Source organism: Urechidicola vernalis, assembly GCF_031846385.1.
Classification (GTDB): domain Bacteria; phylum Bacteroidota; class Bacteroidia; order Flavobacteriales; family Flavobacteriaceae; genus Urechidicola; species Urechidicola vernalis.
Genome location: NZ_JAVRHV010000002.1, coordinates 339,132 through 356,588 on the forward strand (window position 1 = coordinate 339,132; position 17,457 = coordinate 356,588).

10 protein-coding genes are annotated in these 17,457 nt (G+C 34.2%); 6 read left to right on the forward strand and 4 right to left on the reverse strand.

Annotated features, from left to right (window positions below):
- The first annotated feature begins 1 nt into the window (after position 1).
- The 6 genes from RM519_RS06775 (at position 2) to RM519_RS06800 (ending at position 14,554) form a co-directional block, all read left to right on the forward strand.
- Positions 2 to 1,993 (forward strand): MGH1-like glycoside hydrolase domain-containing protein, encoded by a 1,992-nt coding sequence (locus tag RM519_RS06775; protein ID WP_311592904.1) that lies wholly within the window; start codon positions 2 to 4, stop codon positions 1,991 to 1,993.
- Positions 1,993 to 5,019 (forward strand): aminotransferase class III-fold pyridoxal phosphate-dependent enzyme, encoded by a 3,027-nt coding sequence (locus tag RM519_RS06780; protein ID WP_311592906.1) that lies wholly within the window; start codon positions 1,993 to 1,995, stop codon positions 5,017 to 5,019. The genes RM519_RS06775 and RM519_RS06780 overlap by 1 nt, the downstream gene beginning before the upstream one ends.
- Before the next feature lie 40 nt (positions 5,020 to 5,059).
- Positions 5,060 to 8,344: an amidohydrolase family protein gene (locus tag RM519_RS06785; RefSeq protein WP_311592907.1), complete on the forward strand. Its 3,285-nt coding sequence runs from the start codon at positions 5,060 to 5,062 to the stop codon at positions 8,342 to 8,344.
- A gap of 13 nt (positions 8,345 to 8,357) precedes the next feature.
- The gene (locus tag RM519_RS06790) at positions 8,358 to 11,477 is read left to right on the forward strand and encodes a glycoside hydrolase family 2 TIM barrel-domain containing protein (RefSeq protein ID WP_311592908.1); all 3,120 of its coding nucleotides are present in this window, start codon (positions 8,358 to 8,360) and stop codon (positions 11,475 to 11,477) included.
- Positions 11,478 to 11,481: 4 nt separating this feature from the next.
- Positions 11,482 to 11,913 carry a YybH family protein gene (locus RM519_RS06795; protein ID WP_311592909.1) on the forward strand — a complete coding sequence of 144 codons (432 nt, stop codon included), beginning with the start codon at positions 11,482 to 11,484 and terminating at the stop codon, positions 11,911 to 11,913.
- Between the two features lie 292 nt (positions 11,914 to 12,205).
- Positions 12,206 to 14,554, forward strand: a complete 2,349-nt coding sequence (locus RM519_RS06800; RefSeq protein ID WP_311592910.1) for a TonB-dependent receptor — start codon at positions 12,206 to 12,208, stop codon at positions 14,552 to 14,554.
- Between the two features lie 150 nt (positions 14,555 to 14,704).
- Here the strand turns inward: RM519_RS06800 and RM519_RS06805 are convergent, their stop codons facing one another.
- The 4 genes from RM519_RS06805 to ruvB form a co-directional block, all read right to left on the reverse strand.
- A complete protein-coding gene (locus RM519_RS06805; protein ID WP_311592911.1) occupies positions 14,705 to 15,181 on the reverse strand; it encodes an acyl-CoA thioesterase in 477 nt (158 codons plus the stop codon).
- Between the two features lie 29 nt (positions 15,182 to 15,210).
- Positions 15,211 to 15,807 carry a TetR/AcrR family transcriptional regulator gene (locus tag RM519_RS06810; protein ID WP_311592912.1) on the reverse strand — a complete coding sequence of 199 codons (597 nt, stop codon included), beginning with the start codon at positions 15,805 to 15,807 and terminating at the stop codon, positions 15,211 to 15,213.
- 79 nt (positions 15,808 to 15,886) lie between these two features.
- Entirely contained in the window at positions 15,887 to 16,309 is a 423-nt protein-coding gene (locus tag RM519_RS06815; RefSeq protein ID WP_311592913.1) for a rhodanese-like domain-containing protein, read from the reverse strand.
- Between the two features lie 12 nt (positions 16,310 to 16,321).
- Entirely contained in the window at positions 16,322 to 17,341 is a 1,020-nt protein-coding gene (gene ruvB, locus RM519_RS06820; protein ID WP_311592914.1) for a Holliday junction branch migration DNA helicase RuvB, read from the reverse strand.
- Between the last annotated feature and the right edge of the window lie 116 nt (positions 17,342 to 17,457).

Here is a 17,457-nt window from a genome sequence, read left to right on the forward strand (position 1 = left end):
GATGAAACAACTATTCATAATTCTTATCAGTTTGGTTTTGATTAATTGTTCAAAACATCAAACAACAAATAAGTTTTCGACATCTCAAATTCATGATGTCTTAAATTATAATGGAAGTCCATCATCAAAATCTGACAAATCAATGTTAATGTTTTCGGACCAAGGTTCGTGGTTTGCATTTAGTTTTCCGGATAGCATTCCAGATTTTGGTGGCTTTACAGGTCCTTTTTTAATGACACAAGACAATGGTGTTTGGTTAAGCCCTTCTTCATTGCAGTTTACAATTAAAAATGAATCAAATGAAATAGTACCTTTTCAAAATTTAAAAACTAGAAGTTACAATAGCCATTTAGAACAAAAATATAATTACAAAGAAGTTTCTATAAAACAAACTTTGGTTTTTAGTTCTGGCCATACAGCACTTACCACCACCGAATTAAAAAACACGAGTAATAAAACAAGTATTCTGTCTATATCTATAAACGGAAAAGCATCATTCATAAACGGACTTGAGTTCAAATCTGAAGGGAATCAAATCACAATCAATTCTGAAAGAACGAATGCCATTGGTCATTATATTTTACCATTTACGATCGAAAATATTGACTCAAAATCTGGAGCCTATTCAACAGAACAAATTCAAATTAAACTTGAGCCCGGTCAATCCGAAAAATTTGAAGTTGTTCAGTCATTTATATTTCCTGAATATTCTTGGAAAGAAGAATTAAACGCTATAGAATCTTCAAGTTTTAATGCCGTTTTATCCAGTCGAATCTTAGAAAAGGAAAAAGAATTGGAACTACTTATTTCAAAATTGAATCCTAGTTTTAGAAATAACACCTACGAACAGGTTCTAACAAAAGCGCATTTAACGCTTCAAAACAATTGGCGTGTTCCTTCGGGTGAAATTAAATACGAGGGTCTATTTCCTAGTTATCATTATAAATGGTTTCAAGGTTTTTGGTCTTGGGATTCTTGGAAACATGCAGTTGGATTATCATATTACAACACAGAATTAGCAAAAGATCAAATAAAATTGATGTTTGAATTTCAAAAAGAAGATGGTTTTATTGTTGATTGCGTATATAGAGATAATCGAATTGAAGAACATAATTACAGAGATACAAAACCACCACTATCTGCCTGGGCAGTTGCAAAAATTTATGAAAAAGATGGCGACATGGAGTTTGTAAAATATATGTATCCTAAACTTATAAAATATCACGAATGGTGGTATGCTAAAAGAGATCACGATAAGGATGGTTTGTGTGAATATGGTTCTACAGACGGTACTTTAATTGCCGCAAAGTGGGAAAGTGGTATGGACAACGCAATTAGATTTGACGATTCAAAAATTCTAAAAAATGAGGAAGGAGCTTATTCTTTAGATCAAGAATCAGTAGATTTAAATGCCTATTTACATGCTGAAAAATTATACTTAGCACAACTTTCAAAAGTATTGGGTATTGGTGATGAAACCAATTTTAATCTTGAAGCCAAGAAACTAAAAGAACAAATTCAAACACAGTTTTACGATTCTGAAGATGGTTGGTTTTACGATACTACTTTAGACGGAGAAACTTTCATAAAAGGAGAAGGCAGTGAAGGGTGGACCCCATTATGGGCAAACTCCGCAACTCAAAAACAAGCAGAATCGGTAAAAGAAAAAATGATGAACCCTTCGAAATTTTTTACAAATGTCCCTTTCCAAACTATGAGTGCCGATCATGAGAAATTTGACCCATTACGTGGGTACTGGCGAGGGCCAAATTGGCTAGACCAAGCCTATTTTGGCGTACGTGGATTGAAAAATTACGGATTCAATGCAGAGGCAGAAAAAGCAACAGTTCAAATATTTAAAGGCGCTAATGGATTGTTAGATAAAGGTTCACCTATTAGAGAAAACTATCACCCTTTAACTGGAGAAGGATTGCATGCAAAAAACTTTAGTTGGAGTGCAGCTCATATTATTATGTTACTTTTAGAAGAATAATGAACGATTACAACACCATAAAAATTAGACTCGATGAGGCAAAAGGCATTTTATCAGATTTGTATAAAATTGATGGTGAACTTTCTACCTTACCCGGAGAACTCGATTTCAATTTTAGAGTTAAGACTCCGAATTCCGAGGGATATATTTTAAAAGTATCTAGACCAGATGAAAATTTAGAACACCTCGACTTTCAAACACAGTTGTTAGAATTTGTTCAACAGAATAATACTGTTCATTCTCCCGCTGTATATAAAGATTGCCAGGGAAATAGCATTTCAACAATTGAAGATTCTAATGGTAACAAACGATTTGTACGACTCTTATCATGGATATCAGGGCGAATGTATATCGATGTTAATCCACAGACAAATAACTTACGTGAACAATTGGGTAATTATTGTGGAAGACTCTCTACCGCATTAAAAGATTATTCACATTCATATGAAAGTTTCGATTTTGCGTGGGATGTTGCGCAATCTCTTTGGACCAAAGATTTTAATAATTTATTTGAAGGAGACGAATTTGAAATTGCCACTTATTTTCAAACGATATTCGAAAATCAACAAGAATCTTATCATAATCTGAGAAAACAGGTAGTTCATAACGATGCTAATTATGACAATGTTGTGGTTTCAGAAGATATTCTAAATCCCAAAATCTCTTCAGTAATAGACTTTGGAGATACCATAAAAACACAGGTAATTAATGACTTAGCTATTGCTTGTGCTTACGCAATCACGAATTTTGAAGACCCATTAGATGCAGCCTTACCGATAGTTAAAGGATATCATTCGTCTTATCCAATTTTAGATAAGGAATTAGAACATTTGTACTGTGCTATCGCGATGAGACTGTTAATTTCGGTTGTAAAATCTGCCATTAATAAACAAAAAGAGCCAGGTAACACCTATTTACAGCGTAGTGAAAAAGGTGCCTGGGATTTACTTAAAAAATGGAGATTTATTTCACCAGATTTTGCGCTTTATAGTTTTAGAAACACATGTGGATTTTCCGCACATCCTAAAGAAAAAGAATTTCAAAATTGGGCAGCGACAACCTCAATAAATACTTCAGAATTATTTCCTACCATAAATAAAAATGAAATTCACTTATTAGACCTAAGTGTTTCTAGCAAATGGATTGGTCATCAAGAGGAATTTAACGATTTGAATTTATTTCAGTTTAAAATAGATCGCCTTCAAAAACAACATCCAAAAAAACTAATTGCTGGAGGTTATTTAGAACCCAGACCTATCTACACCTCTTCTGAATATGATACCATTGGAAATTATGGCAAAGAAAGTAGAACCATTCATTTAGGTATTGATTTTTGGATACCACCAAGCACACCAGTTCATGCTATTTTAGATGCTGAAGTAGTAATAGCTACCAACGATAAAGGAGATAAAGAATATGGCGGGTTAATTGTATTAAAACATATTGAAAATAACTTGGAGTTTTATTCGCTATATGGTCATCTAACCGTCACTTCAGCAACAAAATATACGGTTGGAGAAAAAATTAAAAAAGGAGAAAAAATTGCCGATATTGGGAATTACCCTGAAAACGGAAATTGGGCACCACACCTTCACTTTCAATTAATGTTGTCTTTGTTAGATTATAAAATCGATTTTCCAGGAGTGGGATATCATTCGCAAATAGATGTATGGAAAAGTCTATGTCCAGATCCAAATCTGATATTCAAATCTGAAGTATTAAGTGATTTAAAGACTCCAACTAACCAAGATTTAATCACATATAGAAAAGAACATCTTGGTAAAAGTTTAAGTTTACAGTATAAAGTACCTATTAAAATGGTTCGAGGTGCTGGGCAATATTTGGCGGATCAATTCGGAAAAAAATATTTAGATACCGTGAACAATGTTGCTCATGTTGGACATGAGCATCCAAAAGTTGTTAAAGCCGGTCAAGAACAAATGGCGCTTATCAATACAAATTCGCGGTATTTACACGAAAACATCAACGCATTGGCCAAAGAATTGTTAGAAACTTTACCACCAGAATTAAGTGTTTTACACTTTGTTAATTCTGGATCGGAAGCCAATGAATTGGCCATAAGAATGGTAAAGGCCAATACTGGAGAAAAAGACATCATTGCTAGTGAAGTTGGTTACCACGGAAATGCCAATATGTGTATTGACATCTCTTCTTATAAGTTCGACGGAAAAGGAGGTTCGGGTGCTCTAGAACACACACAAATATTTCCTTTACCAGATGCTTTTAGAGGAAAATATAGAGGAAATCAAACAGGTGAAAAATATGCTGCGGAAGTTCAACAATGTATTGACACAATTCACAATAAAAAACGAGGTGTTGGCGCATTAATCATTGAACCAATTATCTCGTGTGGTGGACAGATTGAATTACCCGAAGGTTTTTTAGCCAAATCATATGAATATGTTCGTAAGGCTGGAGGATTGTGTATTTCTGATGAAGTACAAACTGGATGCGGACGAATGGGTAAAACGTTTTGGGGCTTTCAATTACATAATGTCATTCCTGATATCGTAACCATTGGAAAACCTTTAGGAAATGGCCATCCAATTGCGGCGGTTGCCTGCACACAAGAAGTTGCTGAAAAATTTGCAAACGGAATGGAGTATTTTAACACCTTTGGAGGCAATCCGGTTTCTTGTGCAATTGGCGCCGAAGTCCTTAAAACGGTAAAACGTGAAAACTTGCAACAGAATGCTTTGGAAGTTGGTGAGTATCTAAAATCAGAATTGAAAGAACTAACCAAGACTTTTCCTATTATAGGAGACGTTCGCGGACAAGGATTATTTCTTGGTATAGAATTGGTCGACGAAGAATTGAATCCACTTGCCGAACAAACTGATTATTTAGCCAACAGAATGAAAGACCATGGAATTCTTATGAGTACCGATGGGCCAGATCATAATGTCTTAAAAATTAAACCGCCTATCGTTTTCACCAAAGAGAATGCTAAAGAATTGATCCATTATTTGAAGAAAATTTTCGCTGAAGACTTTATGCAAATTTAACCTTAACTTTATAACTGTTATAAATTCAAAAAAAACTATTATGCGCTCACTAATTGTATTACTTTCTATACTTACCCTTCAGATTGGGTTTGCTCAAGAAAATGAGAGTAAAAAGGATGAAAAAAAGGAAAAATGGAATGTAAACAATCCTCATAAAGATTGGACATACAAAACTTTTGACCTTGAAACCGATGAAGGGACTTGGATGAATTTAGATGTAAGTCCTAATGGTAAATCTATTGTTTTTGATTTGTTAGGTGATATTTATACCATGCCTATAACGGGTGGAGAGGCTAAAATTTTACGATCTGGAATGGCTTATGAAGTACAACCAAAATTTAGCCCTAACGGAAAGTACATTTCATTTACAAGTGATGCCGAAGGAGGAGATAATATTTGGGTAATGACTGCTGATGGAAAGAATGCAAAATCTATAACAAAAGAAAAATTTAGACTTTTAAACAACGCCGTTTGGACTCCAGATGGAGAATCTTTAGTGGCTCGTAAGCATTTCACTTCTACGCGTTCATTGGGTGCAGGGGAAATGTGGCAATATCCATTATCTGGCTCGGCAGGCCTACAACTAACAAAAAGGAAAAATGACCAACAAGATGTAAATGACCCAACCATTTCACCTAATGGTAAGTATTTATATTATGCAGAAGATTTGTATCCAGGAGGATTCTTTCAGTACAATAAAGACCCTAACAAACAAATCTATGTTATTAAACAATACAACTTTAAAACTGGTAAAACAAAACAGATTACTGGAGGTCCAGGAGGGGCAGCAAGACCGGTAATTTCCAGAGATGGAAAATTGTTGGCTTTTGTAAAAAGAGTTAGAACAAAATCAGTGTTATATGTTCATGAATTAGAAACAGGAAAAGAATGGCCTGTATTCGATAACTTAGATAAAGATCAACAAGAAGCATGGGCGGTTTTTGGTGTATACCCACATTTTAGTTGGACTCCTGACAATAAAGAAATTGTACTTTGGGCAAAAGGGAAAATCCATAAAGTTCATATCGAAACGAAATCTGTTGCTAACATCCCGTTTAGTGTAAATAATAAGATGAAACTAGCGGAATCGCATCGCGTTAAACGTGCAGTACATCAAGAAGAGTTCACTTCTAAAATGATTAAGAACTTACAAACTTCTCCTGATGAAAAAACAATTGTTTTTACAGCCTTGGGGCATATCTACAAAAAGAGTTTACCAAATGGAAAGCCTAAGAGAGTTACGGATTTGACAGACTTTGAAGCCGAACCTGCTTTTTCACCAGATGGGAAATCAGTTGTTTTTACGACTTGGAATGATGAAGACTTAGGAACCATTCAAAAAGTAAATTTAGATGGGTCTAACTTAGAAAAACTAACTACAATCAAAGGAATATATAGGACTCCAGCCTTTGACAATAGCGGTACTATAATAACCTTTAGAAAAGAGGCAGGAAATGGAGATCAAGGATATGACTACTCTAAAAAAACTGGAATTTACATCATGGATTCCAACGGAGAAAATCAGAAGAAAATTTCGGATTCAGGTGAATTTCCAATGTTTGGACCAGATAATAAAAGAATCTATTTCCAAACAGGCGGTTCTTTTATGGGTGGACTAACAAAGCGTTTAAAGAGTATTGATTTAAATGGTGAAAAAGAACGTACTCATTTCGTTTCAAAACTAGCAAACAGACTTGTGCCAAGTAAAGATTTTAAATGGATTTCATTTATTCATCTACACAAATTATATGTTGCTCCTTTTGTACATAATGGAAAAGAAATTAATTTGGATGGAAAAACTAAATCATTCAAAGTAGAAACCTTATCGAAAAAAGCAGGAATCAACCTACACTGGTCTTATGCAAATGACAAGGTATTTTGGTCTTTAGGTGGGGAATACTTTTCAAAAAATATTACAAACAACTTAACGGATCCCTTTTCTGAAACCGCATTGGGAGAAAGCTCTGATGGAATTGAAATTAACTTAACATCAAAAGCGGATGTTCCTGAGGGTATTATCGCATTTATAAATGCCCGTATCATTACCATGAATGAAGATGAAATAATTGAAAATGGAACCATTGTAATTAAAGAAAATAAAATTGTAAGTATTGGAACTTCTAATAATGTAAATATTCCTTCAAAAGCAAAAGTATATGACATGGAGGGCAAAACCATAATGCCGGGAATTGTTGATGTACATGCGCATGTAGGTGCCTTTAGAAATGGTTTAAGCACCCAAAAACATTGGCAGTTTTATGCAAACTTAGCTTACGGTGTTACGACATCTCATGATCCTTCTGTAAATACCGCTGCTGCATTTACTTTAGAAGAATTGCAACGCTCAGGATTAACTGTCGGGCCTAGAATGTTCTCAACAGGATTTATTTTATACGGTGCAGAAGGAGATTTTAAAGCTGTAGTTAACAACTTAGAAGATGCAAGATTTGCCATTGAAAGGACAAAAGCCTTTGGAGCATATTCTGTTAAAAGTTACAATCAGCCACGACGCGAACAGCGTCAACAAATTATGCAAGCGGCCAAAGAATTTGGGGTAAATGTAGTGCCGGAAGGAGGTTCTACTTTCTTTGCTAACATGAGTATGATCTTTGACGGACACACGGGAATTGAGCATAACGTACCTGTAGCACCTTTATATAAAGATGTACAAACACTTTGGAAAAATAGCGAAACCGGCTATACGCCTACCCTAGTGGTAAACTATGCTGGAATGAGTGGTGAATATTATTGGTATCAAAAATCTAATGTTTGGGAGAATAGTAAATTATTAAGTTATACTCCTAGACATGTTGTAGACCCGAGGTCAAGACATAGAACCATGATTCCGGATGAAGAGTATGAAAACGGTCATATTTTAACTTCAAAATCTGTGTCTAAATTGGCCGAATTAGGAGTTAAGGTAAACGTAGGAGCACATGGACAATTACAGGGATTAGGAGCACATTGGGAATTATGGATGCTTCAACAAGGTGGTATGAGCAATCATGAAGCGCTTAAAGCAGCCACCATAAATGGGGCCTGGTACTTAGGCATGGATGAAGAAATTGGATCTCTAGAAGTTGGAAAATTAGCGGATTTGATTGTTTTGGATAAGAATCCATTAGAAGAAATTCAAAACACTGATTCAGTTAAATATACTATGATAAACGGTCGTTTATATGATACATCTACCATGAATGAAATTGGAAATTACGACACGAAACGTTCTAAATTCTATTGGGAAAAAGAAGGTCATAATCAAGGTGTACCAATTAATTTAGAAACAAACAGTTTTACCATTCCAACATGTAGTTGTCACAATTAATTCTTAGTTCCAAATGAGTCTAAAAACCTTTTTGATTGCTTGCAGTCTTATTAGTTTAATAAGTTGCGAAAAGGAGAAACTACAATCAGTTCCAAGCCAAGAAAACCATTTCAATCATGAAATATTTGAGGAAAACAAACTAGATCCTCGTGCTACTTTTTTCGCTTTTGAAAATTCTAAAGTATCAACTAAAGAAGCGTCTTCTAGATATCTAAGTCTAAACGAAAAATGGAAATTTCATTGGACAAAGAACCCTAAAAATAGGCCGAAAACATTTCATCATTTAAATTATGATGATTCGGATTGGGATCAAATTCCAGTACCAGCAAACTGGGAAGTAGAAGGCTTCGGAAACCCGATTTATTTAGATGAACGCTATCCATTTAACACGAATTGGCCCAATGTTCCAGAAGATTATAATCCTGTTGGAACCTATCGCAAAGTAATAGACCTAGATAAAAACTTCTTAAAGGAAGATGTCATTCTTCATTTTGAAGCAATAAAAGCGGTTTATATTTATGTTAACGGTCAATACGTCGGGTATTCTCAAGGCAGTAAGACAGCTGCCGAATTTGATATTACTTCATATTTGAATGAAGGAAAAAATTTAATCGCTTTACAAATGTATCGATGGACGGACGCCAGTTATTTAGAAAGTCAAGATATGCTAAGAATGAGTGGCATTGAGCGCGATGTATATTTGTTTACGAGGCCAAAAGTATTTATTGAAGATTACTACGCTAAAACAACCTTGGATGATTCTTATAAAAACGGAGTATTTAATGGTGAAGTAACAGTCTCTAATACTACAATGGATGGAGTATCAAGAGCCATTGAATTGGAAATATTAGATGGTGATCATTCCATATTTAAAACTACGGACACTATCAGTATTCATGGAAATGGAAATGCTGTTTACAAAACAACTTCAATCCTCAAAAATTTGAAATCTTGGTCGGCAGAAACCCCAAACTTATACGGTTTGCATATTTCTATAGGCAATCAAATTATTAAACGAAAAATTGGATTTAAACGCGTAGAAATTAAAAATGCTCAAGTTTTAATCAACGGAAAAGCGATTTACATAAAAGGTGTGGATAGGCACGAAACAGATCCGTTTACGGGTCATGTGGTTTCAAAAGAATTGATGGAGAAAGACATTAAATTAATGAAGCAAAATAATATTAATTCGGTACGTTCATCTCATTATCCGAACAACCCTTATTGGTTAGAGTTATGCGATACATACGGATTGTATGTTGTAGATGAAGCAAATATTGAAAGTCATCCATTGGCCATTTCAGAAGATACTCAAATTGGTAATGAAATGAGTTGGCTACCTGCTCATATGAGCAGAACACAACATATGTATTATAGAGATCGAAACCACGTTTCTATTTATTCTTGGTCTTTAGGCAATGAAGCCGGTGAAGGAGATGTTTTTAGAACTACATATAAATGGCTAAAGGAGCAAGACGATAATAGAATTGTACAATATGAACCGGCAGGAAAAGAGGATTATACCGATTTGTATTGTCCTATGTATCCAAAACCTGAATATCTCTTAAAACATGGAGAATCTGATTCTGACAAGCCTTCTATAATGATTGAATATGCCCATGCTATGGGAAATTCTGTTGGAAACTTACAAGATTATTGGAACATTATAGAAAAGTATGATAACCTTCAGGGTGGTTTTATTTGGGATTGGGTAGATCAAAGTTTGGAGTATAAAGATGAAAACGATAAACCGTATTTGGCTTATGGTCACGACTATCACCCAGATTTACCAACTGATGGAAATTTCTTAAATAATGGGTTAGTAGATCCATATAGAAATGCTCATCCGCATTTATCTGAAGTAAAAAAAGTTTATCAACCCGTAGAACTTTCATATTTAGGATATCAAAAAATACAGGTTAAAAACAAGAATTTCTTCTCTAACTTGTCCGATAAAACATTGAATGCAAAGGTTTTTATGGATGGCTTATTGGCATTCGAGGAAAAAAATATCAACATTCAAGTTGCGCCGCAATCGAGTAAAACTTTTATAATTTCTGAAATTCCAGAAATGTTTATTCCAGAGAGCGAATACGTTTTGGAGTTAAGTTTAGTTCAAAATGAAACTTCAAAAATGCTACCAAAAGGCCACGAAATTGCTTGGGAACAATTTATAATAAAGGAAGGTGTGACTATAAATTTCGAAAATCATGAAACACCTGAACTAGCGATTCAAAATAAATCGAACACAATTGAAATTAGTAATGAATTAGTGCAGTTATCCATTGATTCAAAATCGGGAGAAATTGTTTCATGGAATTATGAAGGGCAAGAAATAACGAAATCTCCAATCAGGCCAAATTTTTGGAGACCTCCTACGGACAATGATTTAGGAAATGGCATGGATAAATGGGCTAGAATATGGCAAAACGCAACATACAATTATACTGCTAGCTTAATTGAAAAACCTAAAGCAAATGATACAGGAGTTTATTTTAAAGTAAATTATCAAATTCCTAATAATGCGGCAACTATCAAAGTAGGATATTATCTTTCTAACAATGGAAGTTTAACAGTTGATTATACTTTTAGCCAAGCTCAAAATGATTTACCTAATATTCCTCGATTAGGTATGTACTTAACAGTTACTAATAAATTTACCGATGTCTCTTGGTATGGAAAAGGCCCGGAAGAAAGTTATTGGGACCGAAAAACTGGACAAAAAGTCAGAGAATATTCTGGTAAAATTAAAGACCAATTTCATCCCTATTCAAGGCCACAAGAAACCGGAAATAAAACAGATGTTAGATGGATGCAGATAAAATCTGATAAATTGGAATTACTCGTTAACGGAAATAAATCACTAAACTCAAGCACATGGCCCTTTGAAATGAAGGAAATCGACTTCAATTCTGATGACGCCGGAGAATCTGCTTCAGGATTAGTTCCTGTTACAAAAAAACATGGTGCGGATATTAAAATTGGAGAAACCGTACAATGGAACATAGACTATTTGCAAATGGGTGTTGGAGGTGACACTTCTTGGGGTCGATTGGTACATCCAGAATATACCATTCCCGCTAACAAAGATTATTCCTATTCTTTTACAATTATTCCATCACTCATAAAATAAATACATGAAAAGATTACTTACATTTTTTATCGTAATTACAAGCCTAATTTCCTGTAGCACAAGCAATGAACAACAGGATAAAAAAGAAATACTGACGCTAATGGACCAGCAACAATCAGCCTGGTCTAAACATGACTTAGAAGGATTTATGCGAGGCTATTGGAAATCCGATTCTTTAAAATTCTACGGGAGCAATGGATTAACTTATGGCTGGAATAAAACGTTGGCTAATTATAAAAAAGGCTACCCTACTCCAGATCATTCTGGAGAATTAAAATTTAAAATAAATGATATTTCTAAAATAGAAAACGAATCGTATTATGTAATGGGTGAATACCATTTAACGCGAAAAGTTGGAAATGCTGATGGTGTTTTTATGATCATTTTCAAAAAAATTAATGGGGAATGGAAAATTGTAGCAGACACTTCTTGCTAACATTTTGATATCGTGTAAACTAACAACACCAACCATCAAAGTAAAAATTATTAAAAAACCGTTTTTTATCTAAAAATACTTTCTAATTTTGCGGCGTTCTCATAAAGGGGTGCCGCAAGGCTGAGATCATACCCATTGAACCTAGAACAGGTAATGCTGTTTAGGAAGGCGAACATCGCCAAACTATGTTAAACCAGAAAAAGAATTAAAAAATAGCCATTCTTTTTCGAAAATTAATTATTCAAAACATCGAGTAATTACCTCTTTTTATTCGTTTTAAATTTTATTTAAAATGAAAAAATTATCACTTATTTTATTAATGCTTGTCGCAATTTCAAGTTTTGCTCAAGAAACGTTTAATGTAACTGGAACATTATTCGACGAAAACAAAGATCCGTTACCCGATGCTACTTTGCGAATCGTAGACACTGATTTCTACACCATTACTGATATAGAAGGTGTCTATTATTTTGATTTAGTTCCTGGCGAATACACTATCGAAATTATGTATATCGGTTACCAGTCAATTCGTAAAACAATCAAATTAGACTATCACATTAAAAATTTAGATTTTAATCTTGTTCCTTCTTCAGAATTACTAGATGAGGCATTAGTTTCTGCGGTTCGTGTAGATTCAGAATCTCCTGTTACCCACTCAAACATGAGTAAAAAAGAAATTGCAAAAAGAAACTTAGGGCAAGACATTCCTATAATTATGAATTACATGCCAAGTGTTGTTACTACCTCTGATGCTGGTGCAGGGATTGGATATACTGGTATACGTGTTCGTGGTAGTGATGCCACTAGAGTAAATGTTACCATTAATGGTATACCTTATAACGACTCTGAATCTATGGGAACTTTCTGGGTAAATATGCCAGATTTCTCTTCATCTGTAGAGAATTTACAATTACAGCGTGGAGTTGGAACATCTACCAACGGTGCGGGTGCCTTTGGTGCTAGTTTAAATTTATTAACTGATGCCGTTTCTGAAAAAGCATATGCCGATGTTTCATTATCAACAGGGTCGTACAATACTTTTAGAAGTAATGTAAAATTCTCTACAGGAAGAATTAATGACCATATCGAATTTGCAGGAAGGCTTTCAACAATTAAATCTGACGGCTATGTAGATAGAGCTTCATCAGATTTAAAATCTTACTTTTTACAAGGTTCTTATGTTGATGATAACACTTTGATTAAAGCTTTAGTATTTGGTGGGCAAGAGGAAACCTTCCAAGCGTGGTATGGCGTTACAGCAGAAGACCTTGAGAACGATAGAACTAAAAACTATTATACGTATGACAATGAAGTAGACCACTATAACCAAGATCACTATCAATTGCATTGGAATCAAACGTATAATGAAAACTGGTCTTCTAACATTGCATTGCATTACACTTATGGAAGAGGGTATTACGAGCAATTTAAGGAAGATGAAGACTTTGCCGATTACGGTTTTGACCCTATAATGATTGGTGGCGAAACTATTGATGAAACAGATATCATCAGAAGAAAATGGTTAGACAATGACTTCTTCGGAACTACGTTTTCGTTTAAATATCAAAACAACGACGACTTTAACTTAACTGTTGGAGGAGCTTGGAATAAATATGACGGAGATCATTTTGGAGAAGTAATTTGGGCAGAATATGCGAGTCAAACTGACATCAGACATCGCTATTACGATGATTATGCTATAAAAACTGACTTCAATTTATTCGCAAAAGCAAACTACACTTTAAATGAAAAACTCAATCTATTTGGTGATTTGCAAATTAGAAACATTAATTACGAAGCGAATGGTGTTTCTGCAGATATCGTAGATGATAATTTCAATTTCTTCAATCCAAAGGCAGGTGTTACCTATACTGCTTCTGAAGAAAGCAGTATGTATTTCTCTTATGCAAGAGCTAACAGAGAACCAAACAGGACGGATTATGAAAATGGAAACCCTAAACCTGAAAAATTAAATGATTTCGAATTAGGGTGGAGATGGAAAAAGGAGTCTTTCAAAATCAATACGAACTTATACTATATGCGTTATCAAGATCAACTAGTTTTGACTGGTGAATTAGATGATGTAGGAGCACCAATTAGAGCGAATGTAGGTGATAGTTATAGATTAGGATTGGAAATTGATGCCAACTTTGTATTAAGTGATAAGTTTAGCATTGTACCGAATCTTGCCATTAGCAGTAACAAGAACATCGACTTTACAACTAAATGGGACGGAGAAGTTAGCAACTTAGGGAATACAAATATTTCGTTCTCTCCAAATGTAATTGTTGGAAATATGTTGAACTATTCCCCTGTACAAAACTTACAATTATCGTTGTTGTCTAAATATGTCGGAGAGCAATATATGGGTAATGTAGATACTGAAAATTCTAAATTAGATGCTTATTTCACAAATGACCTTAATGTAAACTATGTAATTGCTACGAATAAAATATTTAAATCAATTGTATTAAGTGCGTTGGTAAACAATATCTTTAATGAGGAATATGTTTCTAATGGATATTATTATACTTATGACGATACTTGGTCAGTGCCAGGAGAAACGACGACATTGGATGGTGCAGGATATTACCCGCAAGCAACAATTAACTTTTTGTTAGGTGCAACATTTAACTTTTAATTGAGAACATATTGTCATTCTGAGTGAAACGAAGAACCCCATTCTACATCAATAGATTCTTCACATAAGTTTAGAATAACATGACACAAAAAAAGGAGCGCAATGCGCTCCTTTCTCGTTGAGAACTAATAACTGTAATTTTGAAAATTATTAGAGTTTACCTTTTAAAATATTGGTCATACGTTCTTCAAAAGTCTTTGCTTCTATTGGAGCATGCGCCTCTGAGAACAATTTCATAAAATCTTCAGAATGTTCCGCTCCATTCTGATTTCTAATATCAAAATAAGCAAACTTAGACCACATAATAGATTTCAATTGTGTTTTAGATTCATCAAACATTCTCAACTCTACTTGAATACTTCTTTGAGAAAAATTAATTATTTGAGATTCTACCGTAACAGTTTCTGTCAATAATGCTGGCTTAAAATAACTAATCTGATTCGATACTACTACCCAACCTTTTCCAGTTTTTTGCGCATGTTCATATATGTCTATGTCATAATCTTTTAGTAATTGATCTTCACGCGCATTGAAGAAATAATCTATATAACTTGAATTATTCAAATGATTAAATGGATCACAATCTTGAAACCGAACTCTTACTTTGCTTTCTAATATTTTTGTCATAGTATTTATTTTATACCTATTGGTATTAATTATTTTAATAATTCCTTTTTTATTACCTCATCAATATGATTCATCATTTCTGAAATATAAACTTTATCCTTATGCATAAATGCCATGAAAATACTACCTTCTATCATTGAGTAAATATTCTTGGAAATCATCTTCGCATTTACACCTTTTTTTATTTCATTTTCAGAAATTCCGACCTGAATCAACTCTTCTAAACTTTCTTCTAATTTCTTCGCTACTTGTTTTACTGATTCAAACAATTTTTCATTTAAATTATTCGTGTCTGATGCAATATTTAAAATTGGGCATCCACCGTAATCATTAACAAAATCATAATACTCTCTATAATAATTAGTCAGTGCAAATAATTTATTAATTGCTCCGCTATGTATGTTTAACTTCTCTGTTAAAGGTTGTAAAACACGTTTCACATTGTGCCTAAATGCTTTTATTGCCAAATCTTCCTTATTCTCAAAATTTCCATAGATAGCGCCCTTCGTTAATTTCGTTGCATTGGTTAAATCAGAAAGGCTCGTAGCTGCATATCCCTTCTTATTAAAAATAGGTGATACACTATCTAAAATGAATTGTTTAGTATGTTCTGATTTAGACTTCATACCGCAAATATACAAAAATATACCAATTGGTATATTTTTAATTAAAGAAAAAGCCTAAAATTAATTAAGCTCTATTTTATTAGTCCATGCTAATTTGTTTTCCTTGATCTAACCAAGTTCCATAACCTTCTGTATAATTATAAACTTTTGTAAACCCAGCATCCTTCAGTTTTTCCGCTGCTTTTGTACTTCTAACTCCTGCCATGCAATACACATAGACCGGTTTACTTTTATCAATCAGAATTGTTTGCTCTAAAAACTCATCCGATTTTACATTTAAATTAATCGCATTTTTGATATAGCCTTGTTCAAACTCTTCCGGAGTTCTTACATCAACCAACTGTATATCATTCCCCAATTTTTCCAACTCTGAAGTCGAAATTGTTTCAATTACGGTAACCACTTCTTCTATTGGTGCCGGTTCGTTCTTTTTTTCATCAGACTTACAAGATGTTGCAAATACCAACACAAGCAACATCGCTAAACTCAATAATTTTCTCATTATAACTTTAATTTAAAATAATTCTCCTGGTCTATTTCTTTTACGTCCCAAATGTTTGTAGGCAGCCTCTGTTACTTCTCTACCCCTTGGAGTTCGCATTATAAAACCTTCTTGAATTAAGAACGGCTCATATACCTCTTCTATTGTCTCACTACTCTCTCCAACTGCAGTTGCTATTGTTGTAATTCCTACTGGACCTCCCTTAAACTTATCTATAATAGTTGAAAGAATTTTATTATCCATTTCATCCAAGCCATGGGCATCTACATTTAACGCTTCTAATGCGTATTTTGCTATTTCTATAGTAATTGAACCATTTCCCTTAATCTGAGCAAAATCACGAACCCTTCGTAATAACGCATTGGCTATTCTTGGTGTTCCTCTACTTCTACCGGCAATTTCAATTGCAGCTTCCATCGAAATTGGGACTTGCAAGATATGTGCACTACGTTGCACTATGGTTGTCAATAACTCTGTATTGTAATATTGTAAACGACTACTTATTCCAAAACGCGCGCGCATTGGTGCGGTTAACAATCCAGAACGCGTGGTTGCTCCAACCAAGGTAAACGGCTCCAATTCTATTTGAACAGAACGCGCGTTTGGTCCCGTTTCAATCATAATATCAATTCGAAAATCCTCCATTGCAGAATACAAATACTCTTCTACTATTGGACTTAAACGATGAATCTCATCAATAAACAGCACATCTCTTGGACTTAAATTAGTCAATAACCCTGCTAAATCACCAGGCTTATCCAATACTGGTCCTGATGTGATTTTAATACCGACATCTAATTCATTTGCTAAAATGTGCGCCAAAGTAGTCTTACCCAATCCCGGAGGGCCATGAAATAAAGTATGGTCCAAAGCTTCCTCACGTTGATTCGCAGCCTGAACAAAAATTTGGAGATTCTCCAACACCTGTTCTTGCCCTGTAAAATCATCAAAGGACAGTGGACGTAATTGCTTTTCAACATCCAACTCATCAGGTGAGTAATTCGAATTTTCAGGATTTAAATTTTCGTTCATTCTAGACAATCATAAGTTCTTACGAAGATATAAAAATATGTGTTGATGATTTCATAATATCCGATAGAATATAAATCCATACGAATAAAAAAAAATAAAAAGGTCAACCGGTCTTA

Coding starts and splice junctions, on each gene's coding strand:
- RM519_RS06775 (WP_311592904.1), top strand. CDS start 2: ATGAAACAACTATTCATAATTCTTATCAGTTTGGTTTTGATTAATTGT.
- RM519_RS06780 (WP_311592906.1), top strand. CDS start 1,993: ATGAACGATTACAACACCATAAAAATTAGACTCGATGAGGCAAAAGGC.
- RM519_RS06785 (WP_311592907.1), top strand. CDS start 5,060: ATGCGCTCACTAATTGTATTACTTTCTATACTTACCCTTCAGATTGGG.
- RM519_RS06790 (WP_311592908.1), top strand. CDS start 8,358: ATGAGTCTAAAAACCTTTTTGATTGCTTGCAGTCTTATTAGTTTAATA.
- RM519_RS06795 (WP_311592909.1), top strand. CDS start 11,482: ATGAAAAGATTACTTACATTTTTTATCGTAATTACAAGCCTAATTTCC.
- RM519_RS06800 (WP_311592910.1), top strand. CDS start 12,206: ATGAAAAAATTATCACTTATTTTATTAATGCTTGTCGCAATTTCAAGT.
- RM519_RS06805 (WP_311592911.1), bottom strand. CDS start 15,181: ATGACAAAAATATTAGAAAGCAAAGTAAGAGTTCGGTTTCAAGATTGT.
- RM519_RS06810 (WP_311592912.1), bottom strand. CDS start 15,807: ATGAAGTCTAAATCAGAACATACTAAACAATTCATTTTAGATAGTGTA.
- RM519_RS06815 (WP_311592913.1), bottom strand. CDS start 16,309: ATGAGAAAATTATTGAGTTTAGCGATGTTGCTTGTGTTGGTATTTGCA.
- ruvB (WP_311592914.1), bottom strand. CDS start 17,341: ATGAACGAAAATTTAAATCCTGAAAATTCGAATTACTCACCTGATGAG.